This is a genomic window from Longitalea luteola (genome assembly GCF_017356035.1).
Classification (GTDB): Bacteria; Bacteroidota; Bacteroidia; order Chitinophagales; family Chitinophagaceae; genus Niastella; species Niastella luteola.
The window spans coordinates 278425-300327 of the sequence record NZ_JAFIQX010000002.1 but is presented as its reverse complement, the minus strand read 5'-3'; the positions used below and the strand labels follow the sequence as shown (position 1 = coordinate 300327).

Here is a 21903-nt window from a genome sequence, read left to right as displayed (position 1 = left end):
GGTGAGCCGTTCATCGCCAGTGCGATGGGTGGTTCACCTTATTACTTCAATATTTTACTCATATCGTAAATACCGGCCCGGTTAAATCGGTAAATTTGCGCTCTTGTTTAAACCCTTTTGCTTAGGTAAAAGGGTATTTTAGTAATGGTGAAGACGATACATATTGCATTAGTAGGAAATCCAAACAGCGGCAAAAGTTCCCTGTTCAATGTTTTAACCGGCCTGAACCAGAAAGTGGGCAACTTTCCGGGTGTAACGGTAGACAAAAAAGTAGGCGCCTGTCAATTGTCAGATAGCCTCAACGCCTCTATTATCGACCTGCCAGGTACATACAGTTTGTACCCGCGCCGTGAAGATGAATGGGTGGCTTACCGCGTTTTGATGCAGCAGGATAAAGATGTGGTGCCGCCTGAGATGGTTGTGCTAATTGCCGATGCCAGCAACCTGAAGCGTAACCTCCTGTTCGCTTCCCAGATCATTGACCTGAAAATTCCGGTGGTGGTAGGGTTAACCATGATGGATATCGCCCGCCACAAAGGCATTCAGATAGATGTAGCCGAATTGGAAAGAGAACTGGGCGTGCCGGTGATTCCCATCAATCCCCGTAAGAACAAAGGTATTCAGGCTTTAAAAAAAGCCATTGAACAAACCGCACTGGAGCTTTATAAAGCACCGGTACGTGATTTTATAAATAATGAGTCCCTGGCCCCTGCTGCCATCGGCAGTGTTAAAGAGCTGATCCCGCATTTGAGCGACTATAAAGCCATTCACTACCTCATCAACCATGAATCATTTTCCCTGAATGGCGGGCTGCAGGAGAAAATAGAATCCATTGAACAGGTTAATAATTTTAATCATACCAAAACGCAGGCGGAAGAGATCCTGCAACGGTATCAGCGTATTGGCGCCATTCTGAAACAATCGGTTTCGGAACCATCACCGCTGAAAAAGACCCTTTTCACCGAGAAGCTGGACAATGTATTTCTCCACCGGCGCTGGGGCTATCTGATTCTGTTGGTTGTAATGTTTTTGCTATTCCAAAGCATATTCTGGCTGGCAGATTATCCAATGACTTTAATTGACGTTGGTTTCGCCGAACTGAATCATTGGCTCGGCAAACAATTGCCGGCAAGCTGGTTGACCAACTTATTTGTTAATGGTATTATGGTTGGCGTAAGTAGTGTACTGGTATTTGTACCACAGATCATGATGCTGTTTGGTTTAATAACTATTCTGGAAGATACCGGCTATATGGCCCGCATCAGCTTTTTAACAGACAAACTGATGAGAAAATCGGGGTTGAACGGAAAAAGCGTCATGCCCATGATCAGCGGCTTTGCCTGTGCCGTACCAGCCATCATGAGCGCGCGCAATATTGAAAACAAAAAAGAAAGATTGCTAACCATACTGGTTACTCCGCTAATGAGTTGCAGCGCCCGACTTCCGGTGTACTCAATTTTAATTGGATTAGCCATTCCGAAAAAAATGTTTTTCGGTTTCCTGGGATTACAGGGCCTGGTGATGATGGGATTGTACCTGCTGGGACCTTTAGCATCGTTACTGGTATCCTACGTTGCTCGGTGGTTTATCAAGAGCAAAGAAAAAAGCTTTTTTATACTTGAACTTCCTGTATACCGGGCACCCCGCTGGAAGAATGTACTGGTTACAATGGTGAATAAGGCAAAGGTATTTGTATTTGATGCCGGTAAAATAATTATGGTCATCACTATTATTTTATGGGCGTTGAGTAGTTATGGTCCCCCTAAAAAAACGGAGCCTATAAAAGCCCATTTTAACGAACAAATAAGGCTGGAGTCCGATTCTACCCGGAAAGCTGAGCTAGGCCGCTTGCGGGATGCAGAGTTGCTGCAGCATTCATATGCAGGAATACTGGGACAAACAATTGAACCGGCCATCCGTTCGTTGGGTTACGACTGGAAAATAGGCATTGCATTGATCGCCTCTTTTGCAGCCCGAGAGGCGTTTGTAGGAACCATGGCAATTATATACAGTGTTGAAGGAGGGAAAGACGCTGATCAACGCACTGTAATGAAAAAAATGAGTACGGCCGTTCGCCCGGATGGTACTAAGGCATATACCACAGCAACCGGTATTTCCCTGATGATCTTTTATGCTTTTGCCATGCAATGTATGAGCACGCTGGCCATTGTCAAGCGGGAAACCCGCAGCTGGAAATGGCCGCTGATACAACTGTTCTATATGACCGGTCTGGCCTATATCGTTAGCTTTATTGCTTACCAACTGCTGAAATAGAAATTTTGATGTTGAGATTTTGCGATTTCGGCGATTTTAAGAGAATAGCGACTAAGCCGCTTTTCGGAGTGCGGCCTTAGAAAATCAAAAGATCTCAAAATCTCTAATCCAAAATAAAAAAGGGGCTCGCGAAAAAGCCCCTTCTGTTTTGTCCAATCCATGAAAAATAAACCGTCCTGATAATTACTTTATGCTATAGTTACAATGGCATTATTCGGTAGAATAGTAGATTTTACGTGTATTTCTTTGGCTGCGTTTGTACCAATGACTCCGTTAACCAACACATAACAAAATCAGGCTGTCAGCGCTGTTATACACATATATATGACCCCGTACTGCATAAAAAGTTTGTTATGAAAACCTTAAATGGGTATAGATGCAATGGTTACCAGATAGTGTCTGATTGAGAGAAGATGTAATGAGAGGAGGGATAAAATATATTGCTTATTCTAAAATTTCTTATTGTCCTACCAATTTACTTCGCTTTTCCAGCATAACGGTCGAACGCCAGACGCCATGCAGCTGGGCTATGCGCTCTCGATAACCAATATAACGGAAGCCACATTGCTCATGCAGGTGAATACTGGCGCGGTTTTCTTCATGGATCACGCTTAATAATGACCATATTCCATTACGCTCGCTGGCATCGATCAATTCAACCAGTAATGTTCTGCCGATCCCTTTGCGCTGGTGTTGCTGATGAACGTACACACTTACTTCTGCCACTCCCCTGTAACAGGTTCTTGTTGAAACAGGCGACAGCGCGGCCCAACCCACCGGTTGGTTATCAATTATTGCGATTATTCTTGAGTGTGGTAAATATTTCCTGTCAAACATTTCCCATCGGGGCACCTCCGTTTCGAAAGTAGCCATTCCTGAAGCAATGCCATGGCCATATATCTCCAGTACGGGACCGGCATGTTCCTGCAGCATTGGTAGCAGTGAGATCATATCACTAATTTAAAAAATCAGGCGGCTATTTTCATGCAAAAACGGCTGAGAATTTAGATACGGCTTAACCGTTCTGCCGCCAGGGCCAGAGTCTCTTCTTTTTTGCCAAAACAAAAACGAACCACTTTGTTATCAGTAGCATCCTGGTAAAAGGCAGAAACAGGGATAACCGCTACCCCGAATTCTTTCGTGATACGGATGGCGAATTCCTTATCACTTTCATCACTGATCCGGTCATATTGGGCGCAGATAAAATAACTGCCTTTGCTATCCAGCATGGTAAACCGGGTACTCTTCATCAACTGCAGAAAATAGTCGCGTTTTTGCTGCAAAAATGAACCGAGGGATAAATAAGACTCCTTATTCCGAAGAAAGGTAGCCAGCGCTACCTGTGACGGGGTATGACAGCTAAAGCAATTGAACTGGTGCACTTTCCGGAATTCACTGGTGAAAGCCGCAGGCGCAATACAATAGCCGAGCTTCCAGCCGGTGCAATGGTATACTTTTCCAAATGAAAAACATACAAAACTGCGCTGTGCCAGGTCGGGATATCGTAAGATGGACTGATGTTTTACATTATCAAAAACGATATGTTCATATACTTCGTCAGAAACAATGATAATATTGGTGTTTTGCACCAGGTTGCGCAGTTGCTGAATATCTTCTTCCCGCAGCACGGCGCCCGTGGGATTATGCGGTGAATTCAGCATGATCATCCTCGTTTTAGGCGTGATTGCCGCACGCACTTTTTCCCAGTCGATCCTGTAATCGGGAAACAGCAGATCGATGCGAACAGGAATGGCGCCGTTCACAATGATGTTAGGAATGTAACTATCATAACCGGGCTCAAAAACGATGACCTCATCGCCGGGTCGTAAAACAGTAGTAAGCGCTGTATAAATGGCATAGGTTCCGCCGGGAGTAATGGTTATTTCAGTTTCAGGATTGACCGCCGCGTTATACAAAAAAGCGATCTTTTCAGCAATGGCTTCCCGCAACGGCATCCAGCCCGGCATCGGCGAGTATTGATTATAACCCTTGTTCATGGCCTCCGTTACCAGCGCGGTCAATTCAGCACTCATGGGATAGTCGGGAAATCCCTGGCCCAGGTTTACGGCTTTAAACTCGGCTGCCAGGGCGCTCATTACGGTAAAAATGGTAGTCCCTACTTCAGGTAATTTCGATTGTATATGAAGATGGCTCAAGGTAAAATTTGAAATAGTGGCAAAAATTACTTCTTTCCTTTCAATTGTTCCCGTGCTTTTGCCGGCAGGCTTTCTACGATCAGGTCGTATGAATCATTGATCCATTCTTTCAGCATCGAATTGGATACTGTTCCATCCACTAAAATGGTATTCCAGTGTTTTTTATTCATATGATAGCCCGGTTGCACACAATCATAACGCTCTCGCAGTTCTATCGCTTTCTCCGGATCGCATTTAACATTAAACTGTAATGTATCGGAATCGAGCCCGCAAATTAAAAAAATTTTACCCCCGACCTTGTACACAAGCGTATCGGGTCCGAAAGGAAAAGTTTCTTCAACAGCGGGTTTTGATAAACAATATTCGCGAAGAGATTCAATGTCCATACCGCTTCACTTTAAGGATATAAAAATGTATCGCGTAATTAAATGTTATTGTTTGATCTCTATATTTTCGGCAGCAATGGGTTCTTCACCGGTCATGCGCAAATAAACCTGGGCTACGGTAACCACGTCCTTCTGACAATAGTTAACGATACGATCCAGGTCCTTGTCTTTCCAATACACCTGCCATACCATGCTGCCATCAATATCATCCTTAGGGGTGGGAACGCCCAGGGTGCAGGCCAGCAGGTTCAATGATGTAAACGTTTTATAGTCCCCGAAACGCCAAAGGTCCATGGTATCGAGGTGGCTTATTTCCCAGGGCTTTTTGCCACGGGTATTCAAAATAGCGGGTATTGGAATATTGTGAATGATCATTCGCCTGCACAGGAAGGGAAAGTCGAACTCTTTTCCGTTGTGGGCGCATAAACATTTATTGGCATCGGTTGCCCAGCGTTTCAGCATGTCGGCGAACTGCAACAACACTTCTTTCTCATCTTCCCCGCAAAATGATTTAATCACCAGTTTTTTTACCGGATGGTAGCCCTGGATAATGCCACAGCTGATACATACAATTTTTCCGAACTCCGAATAGATCCCTGCCCGGTTGTAAATGGTTTCTACCGTTTCTTCTTCTTTGTTTCGGATCAGGTAGGATGCTTTCAAATCCCACAGGGCTTTCCATTCGGTGGGCATTTTATCGTAGCAATCGTACTGCGGAACGGTTTCAATATCGAGGAAAAGAATATTGTTGAGTGTAACCATATTAATTTGAAAATGCCTTCCTGTCCTGCATTTTCAATTCAAATTAGCACTTTTATTATTAAAGATACTTGTCGCCCTTATTCCTTTTCACTTCTGCCACATACTCCTTGATCTCCTGCTCTTTTTCTCTTTTGCAGATGAGCAGAACATCATTGGTATCTACCACGATGAAGTCTTCCATCCCCTGCAGCAGCACCAGCTTGTTTTCCGGTGTTTGGATCATACAGCCCTGCGTATCGAATACGATAACGTTTCCGCCACCGTAAGCATTGCTCCTGTCGTCCTTCTCCAAATTCTCCCAGGCGCTGTTCCAGCTACCAAGGTCGCTCCAGCCAAACGAGGAAGGAATAACATACACATTATCGGCCTTTTCCATAATGCCAAAGTCGATGGAAATGTTCGTACAGAGAGGATATACGCGTTGTAAGGCCGCAATCTCCTCTGTGGTATTAAAATGTGTTCTTTCCGCTTCAAATACATCATACATTTCGGGCAGGTGTTTCTCAAAGGCAGCAAGAATGTTCTTTACCTGCCAAACGAAGATGCCGGCATTCCAGAGGAACTCACCGCTGGCAATAAAGGTTTTGGCCAGTTCCAGGTTCGGCTTTTCGGTGAAGGTCTTTACTTTATATACATTATCGCTTACGGCCTGCTGTTCATATTGAATATAGCCATACCCCGTATTGGGATAGGTTGGCTTTATGCCGAGCGTTACCAGCGCATTGTGCTCGCCAACAAAACCAAGCGCTTCCAGACAAACCTTATTAAAGGCAACCGGATCAAGGATCAGGTGATCCGACGGTGCTATGATCATTGAAGCCTGCGGATCGAGCTCATGCAGTTTATAGGAGATATAAGCAATACAAGGCGCTGTATTCTTGCGGGAAGGTTCGCCCAGGATATTTTGTAACGGCAATTGGGGCAATTGCTTTTTTACAATATTTATATATTCATTGGAAGTGACTACATAAATGTTTTCAGCCGGAATAAAGGCAGCAAACCGGTCATACGTAGCCTGGATGAGGGTTTTACCGGTATTCAGTATATCCAGGAACTGTTTAGGGTAATTTGTACGGCTCATAGGCCAGAAACGACTGCCTATTCCACCTGCCATTATTGCTACGTAAGTATGTTTGTTCATTTTTTATATTATTGTCCTTCGGCCAAGCCAGGAGATTAATTCGTTTATTGCTTAATGTGGCATTACTTACAACATTCTTTGTAAAGTTACAATCCTGTTGTATTATGCCATCTATATGAGCCCTTCCCTGATCAGGTCATGCAAATGAATGAACCCAAGATATGTTGAATCGCCGGCTATAACCACCAGTTGGTTGATATCAAATTTGCGCAGGCGATCCAGCGCTTCTACAGCCAATGCATCGGCTGTAATGGTTTTCGGATTAACCGTCATTATCTCTTTCGCTGTTACACTGTCTAAAGGGATGTTCTTTTCGAGCATGCGTCTTAGATCACCGTCGGTGATGATGCCCAGCAGGCGATTGTTTTCATCGGTAACGGCTGTTGTTCCCAGTCGTTTTTTTGAGATCTCAACAATTACCTCTTTGAGGGAAGCCGAAGCAGCCACGCGGGGTTTTTCGTTATTCACATAAAGGTCAGAAACGTGGAGGTACAATTTTTTTCCCAGCGTACCGCCGGGATGGAAGCGGGCAAAATCTTCGGAGGTAAAACCCCTGAGCTCCATCAACGACACGGCAATGGCATCACCCATAACCAGCTGGGCCGTTGTGCTGGATGTTGGCGCCAGGTTGTTGGGACAGGCTTCCTGCGACACAGTAGTATTTAAAACCATGTTCGACTGGCGCGCCAGGAATGAACCGGTATTACCCACCATACCAATAAGGATATTACCAAAGTTTTTAACCAGGGGCACCAATACCTTTATCTCAGGGCTTTCGCCGCTTTTGCTAATGACCATTACAACATCTTCCTGCTGGATCATGCCCAGATCGCCATGAATGGCATCTGCTGCATGTAGAAAAACAGCCGGCGTACCGGTGGAGTTAAATGTTGCAACCAGTTTCTGGGCAATCAAAGCACTTTTACCAATACCACTAATAACCAATCGCCCTCTGGTTTCATAAATAGCTTTCACAGCGCTCTCGAAATCGTCGTTGACCATGGTTTGCAACGATGCAATCGCCTCTGCCTCCAACCCAATGGTTCGAAGCGCAACAGATTTAATATCAATGGCAGACACTGTAGACATATTAAGGCGCAAACCTACTTGAAAATGTTAATTACACAAAGCTTTAAGCTATCTGAAGTAACATACGTTTGTTAAAATAGTTAAGAAACGTATCCGGCGCAGCTGCCAGGCAATTACAGCAGGATCGCCATGCATTATTTATCAGAAGCTTATACAAACAACAACAATTTTACGTTTATACAGTTAAGCTGTTTGCAGGTTACCCCGTTTTGTTAACAGCTTTGCTAAAATGCAGGCTGATCAACACTTAAACAGGTTTTTAAATATGAGGAATTGGGGATTAAAAGGTTGGCATAACAACAAAAATGAATTAAATTCGCATCCCTTTACAAGATGCCTGTTACATCTTTATCCTAATGGCCTGATTTAAACCCATTCAACCTGACGATTTGCTAAAGGGCAACTGAACCATTTATTGCTGTTTCAACATGGCAATAAGCAGGCAGGTAATTAAATTCTGAAACAATCTGTGCGAAGGAAACACTTTGAGCAATGTCAACCACATCTAAAAAAATACCGTCAAAAACGGCAAAAGTTCAGAAAGACAATACAGTAGCAAAGAAAAAAGTGGCGAACTCTTCTTCTACTATTTCCAGCGCTTCTTTACATCAGGCTCTCCAAGAGCAATTTGGATTCGACTCATTCAAAGGCAACCAGGAAGCCATCATCAAAAGTTTATTATCAGGAAAAGATACGTTTGTAATAAAGCCTACAGGTGGCGGCAAAAGCTTGTGCTATCAGCTGCCAGCCATCATCAGCGACGGCGTAGCTATCATTATCAGCCCATTGATCGCGTTAATGAAAAACCAGGTTGACCTGGTTCGCAGTTACAGCAGCAAAGATGATGTAGCGCATTTTCTTAACTCCACCTTAACAAAGAAGGAAATTCGCGAGGTACATGATGACCTGCTGAGCGGCCGCACCAAAATGTTATATGTAGCGCCTGAAACGCTCACCAAACAGGAAAACCTGGAATTCTTCTCTGACCTGAAGCTTTCGTTCTTTGCTGTTGACGAGGCGCATTGTATTTCAGAGTGGGGACATGATTTCCGTCCTGAATACAGGAGACTGCGGGAGATGATGACGCAGATCAATCCGGATATTCCGGTCATCGCGTTGACCGCTACAGCAACTCCAAAAGTGCAAAGCGATATTATCAAGAACCTGGGACTGAAAGAGCCCGAGATCTTCATCTCTTCTTTCAACCGCCCCAACCTGTATTACGAAATACAGCCCAAGATCAAGAAAGATCAAACGATCAAAAATATAGTGCGTTTCATTGTGCAAATGAAAGGTAAAAGCGGTATCATTTATACGTTGAACCGTAAGACAACCGAAGAGCTGGCCGACATGCTGATGGCCAATGGCATTAAAGCCGTTGCTTATCATGCCGGGCTCGACAGCAAGTTGCGCGCTGAACGCCAGGACCTTTTCTTAAATGAAGATGTTCAGGTGATCGTAGCAACGATCGCATTTGGAATGGGCATCGACAAACCCGATATCCGGTTTGTGATCCACTTTAATATTCCCAAAAGCATCGAGAACTATTACCAGGAAACCGGCCGTGCCGGTCGCGACGGACTGGAAGGAAAATGTATCTTATATTATTCGCATAAAGACGTATCGAAGCTCGAGCACCTGATGCGTGATAAACCGCTGAGCGAACGCGAGGTGGGCGCCCAGCTGATCAGCGAAACAGTAGCCTATGCCGAAAGTGGTGTATGCCGACGCAAAATCCTGATGAGTTACTTCGGCGAAGAATATACCGAGAAGAATTGCGGACAGTGTGACAACTGCCTGCATCCGAAAGAGCAGGTAGAAGCCAAAGACAATGTGGTGAAGGTATTGAAGGTGATCAAAGCGCTTGACGAACGGTTTGCTTCTGATTATGTGGTAAACATTATCATTGGGCGGTTAACCCCCAATATCACCATGTACCGTCATGAAGGGCTTGCAGAATTCGGTATTGGCAATGATCAGCCAGACCATTACTGGAATTCGCTGATCAGGCAAATGTTGCTCGAAGGTCTGTTGAGCAAGGATATTGAAGATTACGGTGTATTAAAGATAACCAAGGCAGGAGACGCCTTTGGCAAAAAACCCAAATCGTTCAGGATCGTATTGAACAATTTGTACGAAGAGGCCAATGCCGATGATGACGAAGGAGCAGAAGCAGCCACCGGCGCAGCAGCTGACGAAAAGCTGTTTGAAATGCTGAAGGAACTGCGCCAGAAAGAAGCAAAGCGGAAATCTTTGCCGCCGTTCGTGATCTTCCTGGAAACTTCATTGCAGGATATGGCAACCTTATACCCTACCACGCTCGAAGAACTGGAAAAATGCCAGGGCGTAAGTAAGGGCAAAGCCATTCGTTACGGTAAACCCTTTATTGAGCTGGTAGCCCGCTATGTAGCCGAGAATAACATTGTGCGTCCGGACGATTTTGTGATGAAAAGCGTGGTGAACAAGAGCGGTAATAAGGTGTACATCATTCAGCAGACAGATAAAAAGATCCCGCTCGAAGTAATTGCCAAGAACAAGGGATGGCGTATGGATGAAATGCTGGAAGAAATGGAAACCATTGCCGCCAGCGGCACCAAGCTGAACCTCGATTACGCCATTGCCGAAATGTTGGACGAGAATGAACAGGATGAAATAATTGATTATTTCAAAGGCTGCGAAACCTCGTCGCTGCAGGTAGCATTGGAAGAATTGTCTGAGCACAACTTCACCTGGGAGCAGTTGAAGATCATGCGTATCAAATTCCTGGCCCAGTACGGCATGTAATAGACTTACTTTAAAATGTATATAGAAATGTATGCCCGTTCAACAAACGGTAGCATACATTTTTATTTTATGGCCAACGCCGAATAGCCAACATTCATCGAACATTGGAGACCCTTAATCGAAATAAAGGGCATATTTACTTACTTGTTAATACTTTAGGCTACATAATCCCGTTTAAGAGTTAATGATGTAATGTAACTCCTGAACGTTAAATTTAATCCTAATGAAAACCATGATACTTATGGGCATTTCATGCCTGTTGCTGGCGGGAGTGTATGGTGTAATGAATAAGGAGAGTGTGGTCAGCAAAACATTATCTTTCAACTATGCCAATGGAGCGGTTTCGCCCATTGACGCGGAAGACCGGGATAACAAGATCGACGGATTACCTACTGATAGCTCTGAACATAAAACATCTGCTTCAACAACTTTGGATGACAGCCACTGGATTTATGATCCACTTTTTGAAAAGGCGGCCGAATCCGGGCTGATCACGGATAGCGAAATTGACCTGTCTACCGGGCCTAAGGCTGATCCGGAGACCATTAAAACTGCGCCCCAGGGAGAAGAAGAAAAGGTCACTGCGCCGGCGCCTGAAATTAAACAGCTGATATTGGAATTAGAGCCAGATAGCGGTACCGGGAAGGTTCCGGTAGAGACGATATAATTTGATCATCAGGACGAATCAACAATAAAGAGACTGCAATAAGGGCATGAATAATGAATAAGCCAATAGCAACCCGCCGATGGGGTTGCTTTTTTTTGTAAAAATTTGAAGGAAAAAGGAATTCTTTTTTACAAGTTTTTGCGAATTTGTTAGGAATATCCCCTATTTTTGCTGCCCGATTTAAACCACCGGGTGGAGAGTCGGCAAAACCAAAAAGGTTTGATGGTGCGGTAGCTCAGTCGGTAGAGCAAAGGACTGAAAATCCTTGTGTCGGCGGTTCGATCCCGCCCCACACCACGAGGCCTCTGATGTGAATCAGAGGCTTTTTTATTTTATCTGCATGGTGGATCTCCGCCCCAACGGAAATATTGAAGGTCCCCGGGATCATGATTGAAAAGTTGCGGGATTTAAGAGAAAGTAGTTTTTTTGTAGGAATAAAAAGACCTATGAACATTGCAGTGTGCCCATAAAGCAATGCACCTATAATAACCAAACATGGCTAAACTGTCTATTCTTGTTCCTGTTTACAACGAAGCCGCTACTGTTCATTTGATCCTCAACAAAATTGGCAAGGTTGATCTGATTAACAATATTGACAAAGAAGTAATACTCATAAACGACTGCTCAAATGATAATACGGAAGAGGTAGTGTTGAAGTACATTGAAAGTAATTCAGAGTTGACGATAAAATACATCAAACATCATGTTAATAAAGGAAAAGGAGCAGCATTACACACCGGCATTGCGCACGCAAATGGCGATTATATAATAATTCAGGACGCCGATCTGGAATATGATCCCAACGAATACAATATACTATTAAAACCCGTGGTTGACGAATTTGCCGATGTAGTGTATGGCAGCCGGTTTATGGGCGGCAGACCACATAGGATCTTATATTTCTGGCATACAATAGGCAACCGGTTCCTAACATTCTTATCGAACATGTTCACCAACCTGAATCTAACAGACATGGAAACATGTTATAAATTGTTCAGGGCCCCTATTATAAAATCGCTTACCCTAAAAGAACAAAGATTCGGGTTTGAGCCTGAGGTAACCAACAAAGTTTCCCGCATCCCTAACATAAGAATATACGAGGTGGGGATCTCCTATTATGGAAGAACATATGCTGAAGGAAAGAAAATAAAATGGAAGGATGGTTTCAGGGCAATTTTTTGTATCCTCAAATACGGACTGTTCAGGTTTTAAAAAGAACAAGGATCAAAAATGTATTGACCCTGCAACAGGCAGATCCACAAAAGCCATGTTTATGAAATAATCATCCGCACGCGGCGCATCAAGGAAATGGCACCATTACCAGTGGTTGCTGGTAATGATGCAATATCCAACTATGTAAATCGCCGAATTACATGATATAATAATACTTCTCCTGCCGCTTATCTTCCGGCAGATCCTGATCATGCAGCAGCTGCTTCAGGTCTTTTTCTATTGTTCTGGCAATTGCTGTCATAGGCGTGTCGGTTGGTTTATTCTCAAATGGATCCTGTAAGTGGATGGCCATCTTTTCTATCAGTAAGAAACAGGCGCTGATGGCTACTACCAAAGGCACTTCCAGGAAGCCAAAATAATCGATTACACCAAAAGGCAGCATGCAGATAAACAACAGCAGGGAAAAATGAATATATAAACTATAGGTGGCCGGAAATACGGTATTCTTTATGCGCTCACATTTTCCCATGTTATCGCAAAAACGGGTCAGGGTACGATCGATCTCAATTTGTTGATACCTGTTTATATATCCTTCTTCGAGTGCACGGCGCAGGTCGCGTGCCTGCTGGTCGAGCAAAGCCATGGGTACATTACTAAAACGGCTGCAATGCTCCAGGTCGCGGCGGCTTAAGAATTTATCCAGTTCCGCAGTTGGATTTAACCGGCGCAGGCTTTGTCCCAGCGCATAATTCCACGCCATTTGTCTGCGGATCATGCGCTGCCGCAACTGATGCACTTCATCCTCTTCATATTGACTTTCGGTAAAAGTGAGTAGCTGCCTCGCGAATGTACGTGAATCGTTCACGATAGCGCCCCATACCTGCCGGGCTTCCCACCAGCGATCATAGGCCTGGTTACTTCTAAAACCCAGCAGTAATGAAATAACGGTACCTAATATAGCCGGCACTGCCAGTGGAATACTGATGGGCACTACCAGGAACAATTCGTGTATAATGGCTATGGCCGTACTATACAACAGTATAATGAACAACTCAACCTTTACTTTTCCAAACACATAGCCGATCGGTATATTCTTTTTTAGTAACATCAATTGTTCGTTTAGCGTTCTTGATTAAACTACAAATGGAATTTAGCCAGTCATTATAGTGGTGTTCCCTGCAGCGAGTTGTAGGATCCTTCCTTTAACTGGTTGCATTCAGCATTTTCAGCAGTGCAATTGCTTCTTCTTCTACTGCTGTTATTTCGGGGAGGGTTATTACGCGGCGTTTTGATTTGAACTGTCTTAAGAGGGGAACCCTGCTTTTTTTGAACATAGTGTCGGGGTTCACACTGTCGGGATGTACCTGCCTGAATTCGTATTGATCGGGATAAACAATAAGGTCGATGTCATTTGCATCCACAAAATTCCTGAACACAGCAGGTGTATTGCCATATAAATGTTTAAAAACAATGGTATTCACCTGTTTCGGGTATTGTTGTTTTAACTGTTTGCAGTTATTCCTGAATGCATCTGTCAACAGATCGTGGTATGGCTGCCGTTGTTTCCTTATCAGGTCGTTCACAAAAAAGGGCATCTGAAACGCGTGGAACAAGGTGATATTCAGGACCTGCTCGCCCATTGTATGAATGGCCTTTTCTGCAAGATCAAAAGAAGCAGGTGAGAAATCGGTGGGTACCAATACATTGCGCATACTGTAATCATTAAGTTAACAATGAAGTTTACAGATGCAAAGCTTGTACAATGGGATTAGAAGCTCTTAAGAGGTCTTTAAGAAAGCATTAAAAAAGAAATAAGAATGGGATTAGAAAGTGGTTACACGCCTGAACTCAGCATGATCTCCACAGTTGTGCCCTTATCTTCCTCTGACTTTATTACCAATTCACCCTTATGCAGCCGTACAATATTACGCGCAAGGGGCAGCCCTATGCCATAGCCTTCAAATCGATTCGTATTAGAGGCGCGGTAAAATGGATCAAATACATATTTAAGCTCAGAGGCGGGAATACCAATGCCCTGGTCAATTATGCTTATCCTGATCTTTTGTTTGATTGCCTGCAGAGCGAGTTGTACCGGCCGGTCGTTGCTGTATTTGCAGGCATTCATAACAATATTGGTTATGGCCAGTTTCAATAAATGATAATTTCCTTCAACTGACAGTTCGTTCTCATTGAGCGGCAGTTCGCCAAAATGCAATTGGACCTGGTTATTCGGGTCCAGCTCGTCAACTGCCTGCTTTACTTCGCATAATAATTCATCCATTCTAACCAGGCTGCGGCGTTGTTTCTTGCCATCGAATCCGCTTTGGGCAAGGGCGAGCAGACTGCTGGTCAAATGATCTAGTTTACCGGCTTCGTTCAAGATCACCTGTAAACTTTGCCTGTATTCCTCATTGGTACGGGCTTTTTTCAGCGCAATATCGGCTTCACCCATAATGGTTGTGAGCGGGGTGCGCAATTCATGGGAGGCGTTGCTCACAAAATTATTCTGCGTTTCAAAAGCAGTTTGCAAACGGTCGAGCATGGTATTGAATGTATGCGCCAATTCCGTCATTTCATCCTTTCCCTTGTTGGTTTCCAGCCGCAGGTGAAGATTATGTGCGCTTATGTCCTGAACTTTGCTGATCAGCTGACGCAGCGGTTGAAAGGTTTTACGGCTGAAGAAAATACCAACCGTAAATACCAGTAATACGCCCACAATAAAGGTGGCGATCTTTGCCCGCGCCAGGGTTTCTAACAAGCGGTTTGCATACTCGTTTACGGCCGATTTTACGACCAGGTACTTTTGGCCATCATTATGATATAAGATCCCTGCATAATGTACTTTGTTCTTTTCTATATACACTGTTCTACCCTGTCCTTCAATAATACGCCAATAGAATGATTCCGGCAGCCCCGGCACCTTAGGTTCAATAGTATTGGCTACTGAATCCCAGGTGAGCAGGTACTCCTGCTCTTTCGGCAGCACTTCCAGGTACTGGCGCCGCAATTCGTGGTAGGTGACGGTAGATATTTTATCCTGCTCAAATCGCAGTTTCGCAGCTACCCTTACCCGTAATTCAAGGCGTTTCAAAAAATCGTTAGATGCAAACCGGCTTATGAAATAATAGGTGGTAAAGCTCAGGAACAGGATCAGGAGCGCCGTGAGCACGGTAAAAAGCAATGCGGTTTGAGTTTGGATCTTCAACGGTATTAGCTTTTTTTATCTTCTTTAAGAATATAACCCATGCCGATCATGGTATGGATCAGTTTGTGCGAAGGATCGGTATCAATTTTTTTGCGCAGGTAGTTCACATAAACATCCACTACATTGGTGCTCATATTAAAATCTATCCCCCATACATTTTCCAGCAGCTCCATGCGGGTCAGTACCCGGCCACGGTTCTGTAACATAAATTCAAGCAGGCGGTATTCTGTGGCAGTAAGGTTCACCGGATCGCCATTCAAAGTAGCTGCGCGGGTATTGGTATTCAGGGTAAGATTTCCTATTTGCAGCAGATCGCTCTGGCCATTATTCCCGGGTGTTTTCCGCCGTACCAGTGTTCTGATACGGGCTTCCAGCTCAGCAAACTGAAAGGGTTTAACCAGGTAATCATCGGCGCCGCTGTCGAGGCCGGCCACTATATTCTCTGTAGTGCCCAGGGCCGTTAACATAAGAATGGGCGTATCTATTTGCTGCCGGCGCAATTGCTTGCATAACTGCATGCCATTTACGCCTGGTAGCATAATATCGAGAATAATTACATCGAACTGGTTCTTACTGGCCATCTCATGGCCAATAAGACCATCCGGAGCAACGGTAACCTCATTTCCAGCCTCTTTCAGCCCTTTGTTAAGCATACCGGCCAATGCTGCCTCATCCTCAACGATAAGAATCTTCATCTGAATGTATTTGGTTGACCATGGCAAATCCTACCAAGAACCATGATCCTGTAAAAAAACAAAAATAACTATGAACGCCCATTTTCCACCCATTTGCAAGATTTCCACAAAAAAACAAATCCCCTCCTGAAAACAGGGAGGGGACGTTTTTTGTTGATCGGCTTATACTTAATTATTAATATTCATATTTCAAGGCAACCTCACCGTCGCTGGATGTTAACGGGTAGCCATCTGCATCATATGTATAACTGGTGGTATAGCTGAAATCGAAGTCTGTTCCCGGAAAATCATAAAAAGCTGTTAACAATTCATTCTTTGCATAGAATTCCAGGGTTTCACCCAGCCCGAGCACCCATTTGCTCATAGTAGGGAAACCCGGCTTTTTGGTACCATAAGTAAAGGACACAGTATATACTTCGTCGCCGTCGATGGTTATTTTATCCAGATTGCCTGTGTTGGTATAGGTAAGGTTGGCGGTCAATTCGGTTTCTGCCAATTTCATTTCCTGTTTGATGGTAGTCACCTGGTTATTCACAACAGTATAGGTAAACACATCGTCCTGCACGATGTCATCGGGCTCCCCGGCTACCTTATGCACCACTTTCAGGCTGCCGCTAACCGGTATGCCGTTGTTATAGGTATACATGTAGGTGCTGTAATCATTATGATCCCTTATCTCGATCCTGGTAATGTTACCAGCTGCGTCGAACGTAAGTGCAGTTGATTCAAGATTGTCGGTACTGTTGAATGATCTTAATTTATTGCCTTCGTAATTCAGGTTGTAAATGGTAGTAATGCCGTTCTCTGTTTTCGTTACTTTCTTCAACAGTTTTGTATTACCGCCGTTATCGCCTCCATTTGAATCCTTGTCCTTTTTACATGAACTTACAACCAACAAGGTCATTACACCGGCTAACCAGAAAATCTTTTTCATACTTGTAATTATGTGTTGTTAATGATGGGTGCTTCACCGGTTTGTTTGGCTATACGTTGCAGCGGTGAAGCGGCAGCAATATTAGCGCGGGAACAGGCAGCTACGAGCCATGAGTGGAGTGAAATGCAGAATAGGCTACATGAACTGTATAAACATGTTATCTCAATAAGATGAACGCCGCATATTGTTAAATAATATCAACTGCTTTTATAATAACGATGAATGTTTTTTAAGGAATCTTCCGCGTTCATTTACATATTCAATTTCTGCATGAATGACTGGTAAAGATGGGGTTATAGTAGATTTTACCTAATATCTTTGTACTACAATTAAGGCAACATGGCAATTCGCATCTTTATCACGGGGGGTACTTTCGACAAGGAATACAATGAGTTGAACGGGGAGCTGTATTTTAAAGACACCCACATGAATGAGCTGCTTACATTGGGAAGAAGCCGCTTACCTGTGAATATCAAGACGCTCATGATGATCGATAGCCTTGAGATGACTTCAGAACATCGTAACTATATTGCCGATGAATGCCGTCATTGTGAAGAAGATAAGATCGTTATTACGCATGGTACAGATACTATGGCAGAAACCGCCCGCGTACTGGCAAAAAAAGTTACCGGAAAAACCATTGTACTCACCGGCGCTATGATACCCATTAAATTTGGTAGCTCCGACGGTTTGTTCAATCTGGGCAGTGCACTCGCCTTCGTACAATCCCTGCCGCCAGGTGTGTATGTTGCCATGAATGGCCGCTATTTCAACTGGGATAATGTACGTAAAAACCGGCAGACCGGTATTTTCGAAGAATTGAAACAGGTCAGTACGAGCGCAGAATAGTGGTAATGGTTTGAAGGCGCGCTTTCATTACCTTCCTGTTTCTATCTCCCGTCATCAGGATTTTTTCGGAGGTAAACTAAAAGCTACGGCTTCATGTTCAAAATGACCTTTATGAGAACCATCGCAAAAAGGCTTGTTTTGCGACATACCACAACGGCAGATTGAAATTACTTCACGACCGCCCAGATCATACACATTGCCATTTTTATCTACAATCTCAAAATCACCTTCTACCCGTAATGAACCATTGCTGTTTACTGTAATCTTTGTTGTTGCCATTGATGAGAATAAATTTAGGCCGCAATATAAAGGAAAAAGCATACGTGGAAAGCTGGTATGGACCAGTAAACAAAACTTCATCAATAAACTGTGTCAATGACAGTTTCTTTTCCGTTAAAGACGAATTGATCGCCTGCCTTTTTATTCAACAGTGCCTTCGCCAATGGGGCGAGAGGAGAAAGATAAATTACCTGATTGCCATCAATAGTTTGTTTGCCTAAACCGGCGCCAATGAAGAAGACCATAGCAGCACATTCCACGCAGGCACCGGTAACAGCTGCCGGATAAACAACATCTGTTTTAACCGCGTTTAACAAGGCCAGCTCTTTTAGCTGCTGCGCCAGTTGTTTCGAGTGCATTTCTTTTTCCAGTTGGTTCATAGCCCTGGCCGTTTCATATTTATCACCCGCCGAACTTTTCTCTTCACTATTCGCCGCTTCCTGCGCATTTTCGATTATGGTCTTTGCAGCGGCTATGCGCTGCTCGATGAGGTGCTGCGCCGCCTGCTTAAGCCTGTTCTTAAAAGCTATTTTGTCTGTAGCTGTCACCCTGCTAAAATAAGCAAACCGGCCAATATCATGCTCTTATGCTGTTCCAGCACACAATTGTTAAAGTAATCTAAAAACAGCCGGTTTTACCCCCCAGGTGCTTATGCAAATGCAAATAAGAACGCATCCTGTTGGAAACAACTCTTTATGAACACCCTGAATAAGCTGATTGCCAGTTGCCTTTTGATCATGCTCGCCATGACGTTTATGTACTCAAAAAAGCCTTCGCCGCCTAACCTGCCGACAGCGCAGGCCCCTAAAAAAATACAGGTGGCCGTATTGCTCGATGTTAGCAACAGTATGGATGGATTGATCGGGCAGGCAAAAGCCCAATTATGGAACATGGTAAGCGTATTGGGAAAAGCGACCTGTAACGACGTTGCTCCTGAAATAGAATTGGCCCTTTATGAATATGGGCGCCCGGCCAATGACGCGCGCACTGGTTATGTAAAGCAGATCAACTATTTTACAAAAGACCTCGACGAAGTATCACGCAATTTGTTCAGGCTGACCACCAATGGCGGCGATGAATATTGCGGTCATGTGATCTATACATCCCTTACCAGCCTCGAGTGGGACAACAATCCGGATAACTACAAGGTTATCTTCATTGCCGGAAATGAGGATTTTCTGCAGGGTGATATCTCTTATACAAAGGCCTGTGCCGAAGCCAAAAAGAAAGGAGTGATCATTAACACCATTTATTGCGGCGACCGCAATCAGGGCATCAGGGAACACTGGAACCTGGGCAGTGAGTGTGGAACCGGCAGTTTTACCAACATCAATCAAAATGCCGAAATAGTTGATATTGCCACCCCTTACGACGATGAACTGTTTGCGTTGAACAACAGATTGAACAACACTTACATTGGCTACGGCCGTTCAGGAAAAGAAGCTTACTCGAAGCAGGCTGAGGTTGACAAACTCAACTACAGCATGAACAAATCGGCAGCCGCTAAACGCGTTGCGGTAAAAAGTAAAAAACAACTGTATGATAATTCCACCTGGGACCTGATAGATGCGAGTCAGAGCGACCCCGGCATTTTGGAGAAGGTTGAGTTAACTACCCTGCCCGATTCATTGAAAACTAAAAGCCGGGCCGAGATAAAACAGATCGTAACAACGAAAAGCCAGGAACGCACAACCATTCAAAAGGAGATCGCTGCGGTTTCAGCCAAAAGGGATGCTTTTATAGCCACTGAGAAAACACGCCGGTCAACAAAGACCAATGAGCCTACTCTGGAAAGTGAGATAGAAAAAATAATCAGGCAGCAGGCTAAAAAATACAACCTGGTGATTCAATAAAACATAGGACGGTTCTCGCTAAAAAAAACGGAGATAGTTACAAAAACCATCTCCGTTAATATTTTACATAACGCTGCTTTAGAAAGGCAGATCGTCGTCACCGGCAGAAGTGGTTTCAAATGTTCCCGGCATGTTATTATTATAGCCGGTATTTTCGGGCACTGCGCTACCCGCTTTTTTAGAAACCATTTTCCAGGCCTTTACATCAGTGTACCAGCGACCATTATATTCACGGCTTTCCACATCGAAGGAAACATCCACCATATCGCCGGTCTTGAAGCTGCCCATATCTATTTTATCGCCCCAAACAGCGATACATATTTTTTTAGGATAAGTGTCGCCGGTTTCCAGGATGAACTCCTGTTTTTTCCAGGTGCCATTTTTCCCCTGGCCAGATTGAACCGGTAAGAATTGTACAATTTTGCCGCTGATATCCATAATTAGTATTTTCTATTGTCGTCACCAAAGGTATGTTTACCATTTTCATTTTCTGAAAATGTTACTACCAATTTTTTAACAGTCGCCCTCCACATCCTCCTCGTCAAACTGATCTTTAAGACCCAGTTCTTTACAGGTGCACCATTCATTAAACGGACAGGAAGGCGGGTCGTAAGAGCAAAATTCAATGGTCTCGAAACCATTTTCAACAATGGCTACTTTCTTTTCAAGCACACTGATCAGCAGGCTGTATTTCTGGGGAATGGGTAATTTGTCGGGCATTTCTACTCCAATATTCCATGTAAACAACATTTTTTCAAAAGCCAGACTCACCGCTTCCATTTGCACGGCCGTTAATTTTTCCACCGGTGGAAACTGCTCTTTCTGCAAACCGCAGTAATAGCTGAAATCATGTTCCGGTTCATTTTCCAACCAGCGCTCAACCTCCTCAAAATAACGTTCAATAGCTTCCAGGTCATTTTCAGCGGATGCCGCTGAATACGTTTGTTCTTCCCGGCAGGCTTCGGCTATATCCGAAAGCAGGTGGTTAATATAGGACTGCATAGAATACATGTCAATTATGCGTGCATAATTGTTTTACTGAAAGATTGAAATAACAACCGTTTAAGTAGAAGGGTCTTAATTTTCCGGATGCGGCCCGAGGAAATATAATCAGCTATAAAGGATTGTACGATACCCTATACCGTTATATTCCGGAGTTATATATTATGCGGAAAGTTAATTAATTCCTGCAATAAAAAAAGCAGGAATTTGATATCCCTGCTTCGTTTGCATTTTTAAAATTATAGTAAGATCAGGCTGCCATTCTGTTGTATAGCTGATCGCCAATAGCTTCAGCTACCCGCGGTGGAATTTTAGAAGCGGCAGACCCCCCGTCGATGGCGGTTATTCGTTTTTGTACCGGATGCCATCCGAAGATGTACACAGGACTTCCGTTTACACTAACCCGGTATTGGGTTTCCCTGGTATAGGTTTGAAATGAAGTCGCTTTCACAAAAAACGGAATTTCATCTAACACCATTTCAAACTCTTCTGTCCTTGTCATTTGCTTTTTGGCTTTCATGAACCCTCCCTTTTAATGTAATTAAAAAGGGTAGTTTTCCAACAACTGTGCCGGAATAACCAGGTCATGCCAGGCACCAACACGCTCCTATTTCACATTTATCAGCCAGGATCCCGCTATAAATGCATTACCTG

22 protein-coding genes and 1 tRNA gene are annotated in these 21903 nt (G+C 44.0%); 7 read left to right on the top strand and 16 right to left on the bottom strand.

Annotated features, from left to right (window positions below; translation table 11 throughout):
- Positions 1–144: 144 nt before the first annotated feature.
- Complete coding sequence (feoB, locus tag JUB15_RS05400; protein ID WP_207511310.1) at positions 145–2274, top strand: ferrous iron transport protein B; 2130 nt, start codon at positions 145–147, stop codon at positions 2272–2274.
- A gap of 459 nt (positions 2275–2733) precedes the next feature.
- Here the strand turns inward: feoB and JUB15_RS05395 are convergent, their stop codons facing one another.
- From JUB15_RS05395 to JUB15_RS05370, 6 genes are all read right to left on the bottom strand, one after another.
- Positions 2734–3225 (bottom strand): GNAT family N-acetyltransferase, encoded by a 492-nt coding sequence (locus JUB15_RS05395; RefSeq protein WP_207511309.1) that lies wholly within the window; start codon positions 3223–3225, stop codon positions 2734–2736.
- Between the two features lie 53 nt (positions 3226–3278).
- Positions 3279–4430 carry a methionine aminotransferase gene (locus JUB15_RS05390; RefSeq protein ID WP_207511308.1) on the bottom strand — a complete coding sequence of 384 codons (1152 nt, stop codon included), beginning with the start codon at positions 4428–4430 and terminating at the stop codon, positions 3279–3281.
- 26 nt (positions 4431–4456) lie between these two features.
- On the bottom strand, positions 4457–4816 hold the full coding sequence (locus tag JUB15_RS05385) for an MmcQ/YjbR family DNA-binding protein (RefSeq protein WP_207511307.1): 360 nt from the start codon (positions 4814–4816) through the stop codon (positions 4457–4459).
- Between the two features lie 45 nt (positions 4817–4861).
- Positions 4862–5578, bottom strand: coding sequence for a 3'-5' exonuclease (locus tag JUB15_RS05380; protein ID WP_207511306.1), 717 nt, complete (start codon positions 5576–5578; stop codon positions 4862–4864).
- Positions 5579–5636: 58 nt separating this feature from the next.
- Positions 5637–6719: a mannose-1-phosphate guanylyltransferase gene (locus JUB15_RS05375; protein WP_207511305.1), complete on the bottom strand. Its 1083-nt coding sequence runs from the start codon at positions 6717–6719 to the stop codon at positions 5637–5639.
- Between the two features lie 111 nt (positions 6720–6830).
- Positions 6831–7808 carry a KpsF/GutQ family sugar-phosphate isomerase gene (locus JUB15_RS05370; RefSeq protein WP_207511304.1) on the bottom strand — a complete coding sequence of 326 codons (978 nt, stop codon included), beginning with the start codon at positions 7806–7808 and terminating at the stop codon, positions 6831–6833.
- A 492-nt stretch (positions 7809–8300) separates the two neighbouring features.
- On the opposite strand from JUB15_RS05370, the gene recQ reads away from it, so the two are divergent.
- From recQ to JUB15_RS05350, 4 genes are all read left to right on the top strand, one after another.
- Positions 8301–10592, top strand: coding sequence for a DNA helicase RecQ (gene recQ, locus JUB15_RS05365; RefSeq protein ID WP_207511303.1), 2292 nt, complete (start codon positions 8301–8303; stop codon positions 10590–10592).
- Positions 10593–10815: 223 nt separating this feature from the next.
- Positions 10816–11259: a hypothetical protein gene (locus JUB15_RS05360; protein ID WP_207511302.1), complete on the top strand. Its 444-nt coding sequence runs from the start codon at positions 10816–10818 to the stop codon at positions 11257–11259.
- A gap of 224 nt (positions 11260–11483) precedes the next feature.
- Positions 11484–11556, top strand: a tRNA-Phe gene (locus JUB15_RS05355).
- A 198-nt stretch (positions 11557–11754) separates the two neighbouring features.
- Positions 11755–12471: a glycosyltransferase family 2 protein gene (locus tag JUB15_RS05350; protein WP_207511301.1), complete on the top strand. Its 717-nt coding sequence runs from the start codon at positions 11755–11757 to the stop codon at positions 12469–12471.
- Between the two features lie 157 nt (positions 12472–12628).
- Here the strand turns inward: JUB15_RS05350 and JUB15_RS05345 are convergent, their stop codons facing one another.
- From JUB15_RS05345 to JUB15_RS05325, 5 genes are all read right to left on the bottom strand, one after another.
- Positions 12629–13540: a bestrophin family protein gene (locus JUB15_RS05345; protein ID WP_207511300.1), complete on the bottom strand. Its 912-nt coding sequence runs from the start codon at positions 13538–13540 to the stop codon at positions 12629–12631.
- A gap of 94 nt (positions 13541–13634) precedes the next feature.
- Positions 13635–14144, bottom strand: a complete 510-nt coding sequence (locus JUB15_RS05340) for a universal stress protein (RefSeq protein WP_207511299.1) — start codon at positions 14142–14144, stop codon at positions 13635–13637.
- 122 nt (positions 14145–14266) lie between these two features.
- Positions 14267–15637, bottom strand: coding sequence for a sensor histidine kinase (locus JUB15_RS05335; protein WP_207511298.1), 1371 nt, complete (start codon positions 15635–15637; stop codon positions 14267–14269).
- A 5-nt stretch (positions 15638–15642) separates the two neighbouring features.
- Positions 15643–16332: a response regulator transcription factor gene (locus JUB15_RS05330; RefSeq protein ID WP_207511297.1), complete on the bottom strand. Its 690-nt coding sequence runs from the start codon at positions 16330–16332 to the stop codon at positions 15643–15645.
- Between the two features lie 175 nt (positions 16333–16507).
- A complete protein-coding gene (locus tag JUB15_RS05325) occupies positions 16508–17266 on the bottom strand; it encodes a hypothetical protein (RefSeq protein ID WP_207511296.1) in 759 nt (252 codons plus the stop codon).
- A 339-nt stretch (positions 17267–17605) separates the two neighbouring features.
- Between JUB15_RS05325 and JUB15_RS05320 the strand changes: the two genes are divergently transcribed.
- The gene (locus tag JUB15_RS05320) at positions 17606–18115 is read left to right on the top strand and encodes an asparaginase domain-containing protein (protein ID WP_207511295.1); all 510 of its coding nucleotides are present in this window, start codon (positions 17606–17608) and stop codon (positions 18113–18115) included.
- A 54-nt stretch (positions 18116–18169) separates the two neighbouring features.
- Here JUB15_RS05320 and JUB15_RS05315 read toward each other — a convergent pair whose 3' ends face one another.
- Together JUB15_RS05315 and JUB15_RS05310 are read right to left on the bottom strand one after the other, a co-directional pair.
- Complete coding sequence (locus JUB15_RS05315; RefSeq protein WP_207511294.1) at positions 18170–18394, bottom strand: CDGSH iron-sulfur domain-containing protein; 225 nt, start codon at positions 18392–18394, stop codon at positions 18170–18172.
- A gap of 80 nt (positions 18395–18474) precedes the next feature.
- Complete coding sequence (locus JUB15_RS05310; protein ID WP_207511293.1) at positions 18475–18942, bottom strand: hypothetical protein; 468 nt, start codon at positions 18940–18942, stop codon at positions 18475–18477.
- A 147-nt stretch (positions 18943–19089) separates the two neighbouring features.
- Here JUB15_RS05310 and JUB15_RS05305 point away from each other — a divergent pair, with 147 nt between their 5' ends.
- Complete coding sequence (locus JUB15_RS05305; protein ID WP_207511292.1) at positions 19090–20247, top strand: vWA domain-containing protein; 1158 nt, start codon at positions 19090–19092, stop codon at positions 20245–20247.
- A gap of 78 nt (positions 20248–20325) precedes the next feature.
- On the opposite strand, the gene JUB15_RS05300 is transcribed toward JUB15_RS05305, so the two are convergent.
- The 3 genes from JUB15_RS05300 to JUB15_RS05290 all read right to left on the bottom strand — a co-directional run bounded on the left by JUB15_RS05300 (position 20326) and on the right by JUB15_RS05290 (position 21769).
- Positions 20326–20685: a DUF3127 domain-containing protein gene (locus JUB15_RS05300; RefSeq protein WP_207511291.1), complete on the bottom strand. Its 360-nt coding sequence runs from the start codon at positions 20683–20685 to the stop codon at positions 20326–20328.
- 75 nt (positions 20686–20760) lie between these two features.
- A complete protein-coding gene (locus JUB15_RS05295) occupies positions 20761–21249 on the bottom strand; it encodes a hypothetical protein (protein WP_207511290.1) in 489 nt (162 codons plus the stop codon).
- A gap of 250 nt (positions 21250–21499) precedes the next feature.
- Positions 21500–21769, bottom strand: a complete 270-nt coding sequence (locus JUB15_RS05290) for a hypothetical protein (protein WP_207511289.1) — start codon at positions 21767–21769, stop codon at positions 21500–21502.
- Between the last annotated feature and the right edge of the window lie 134 nt (positions 21770–21903).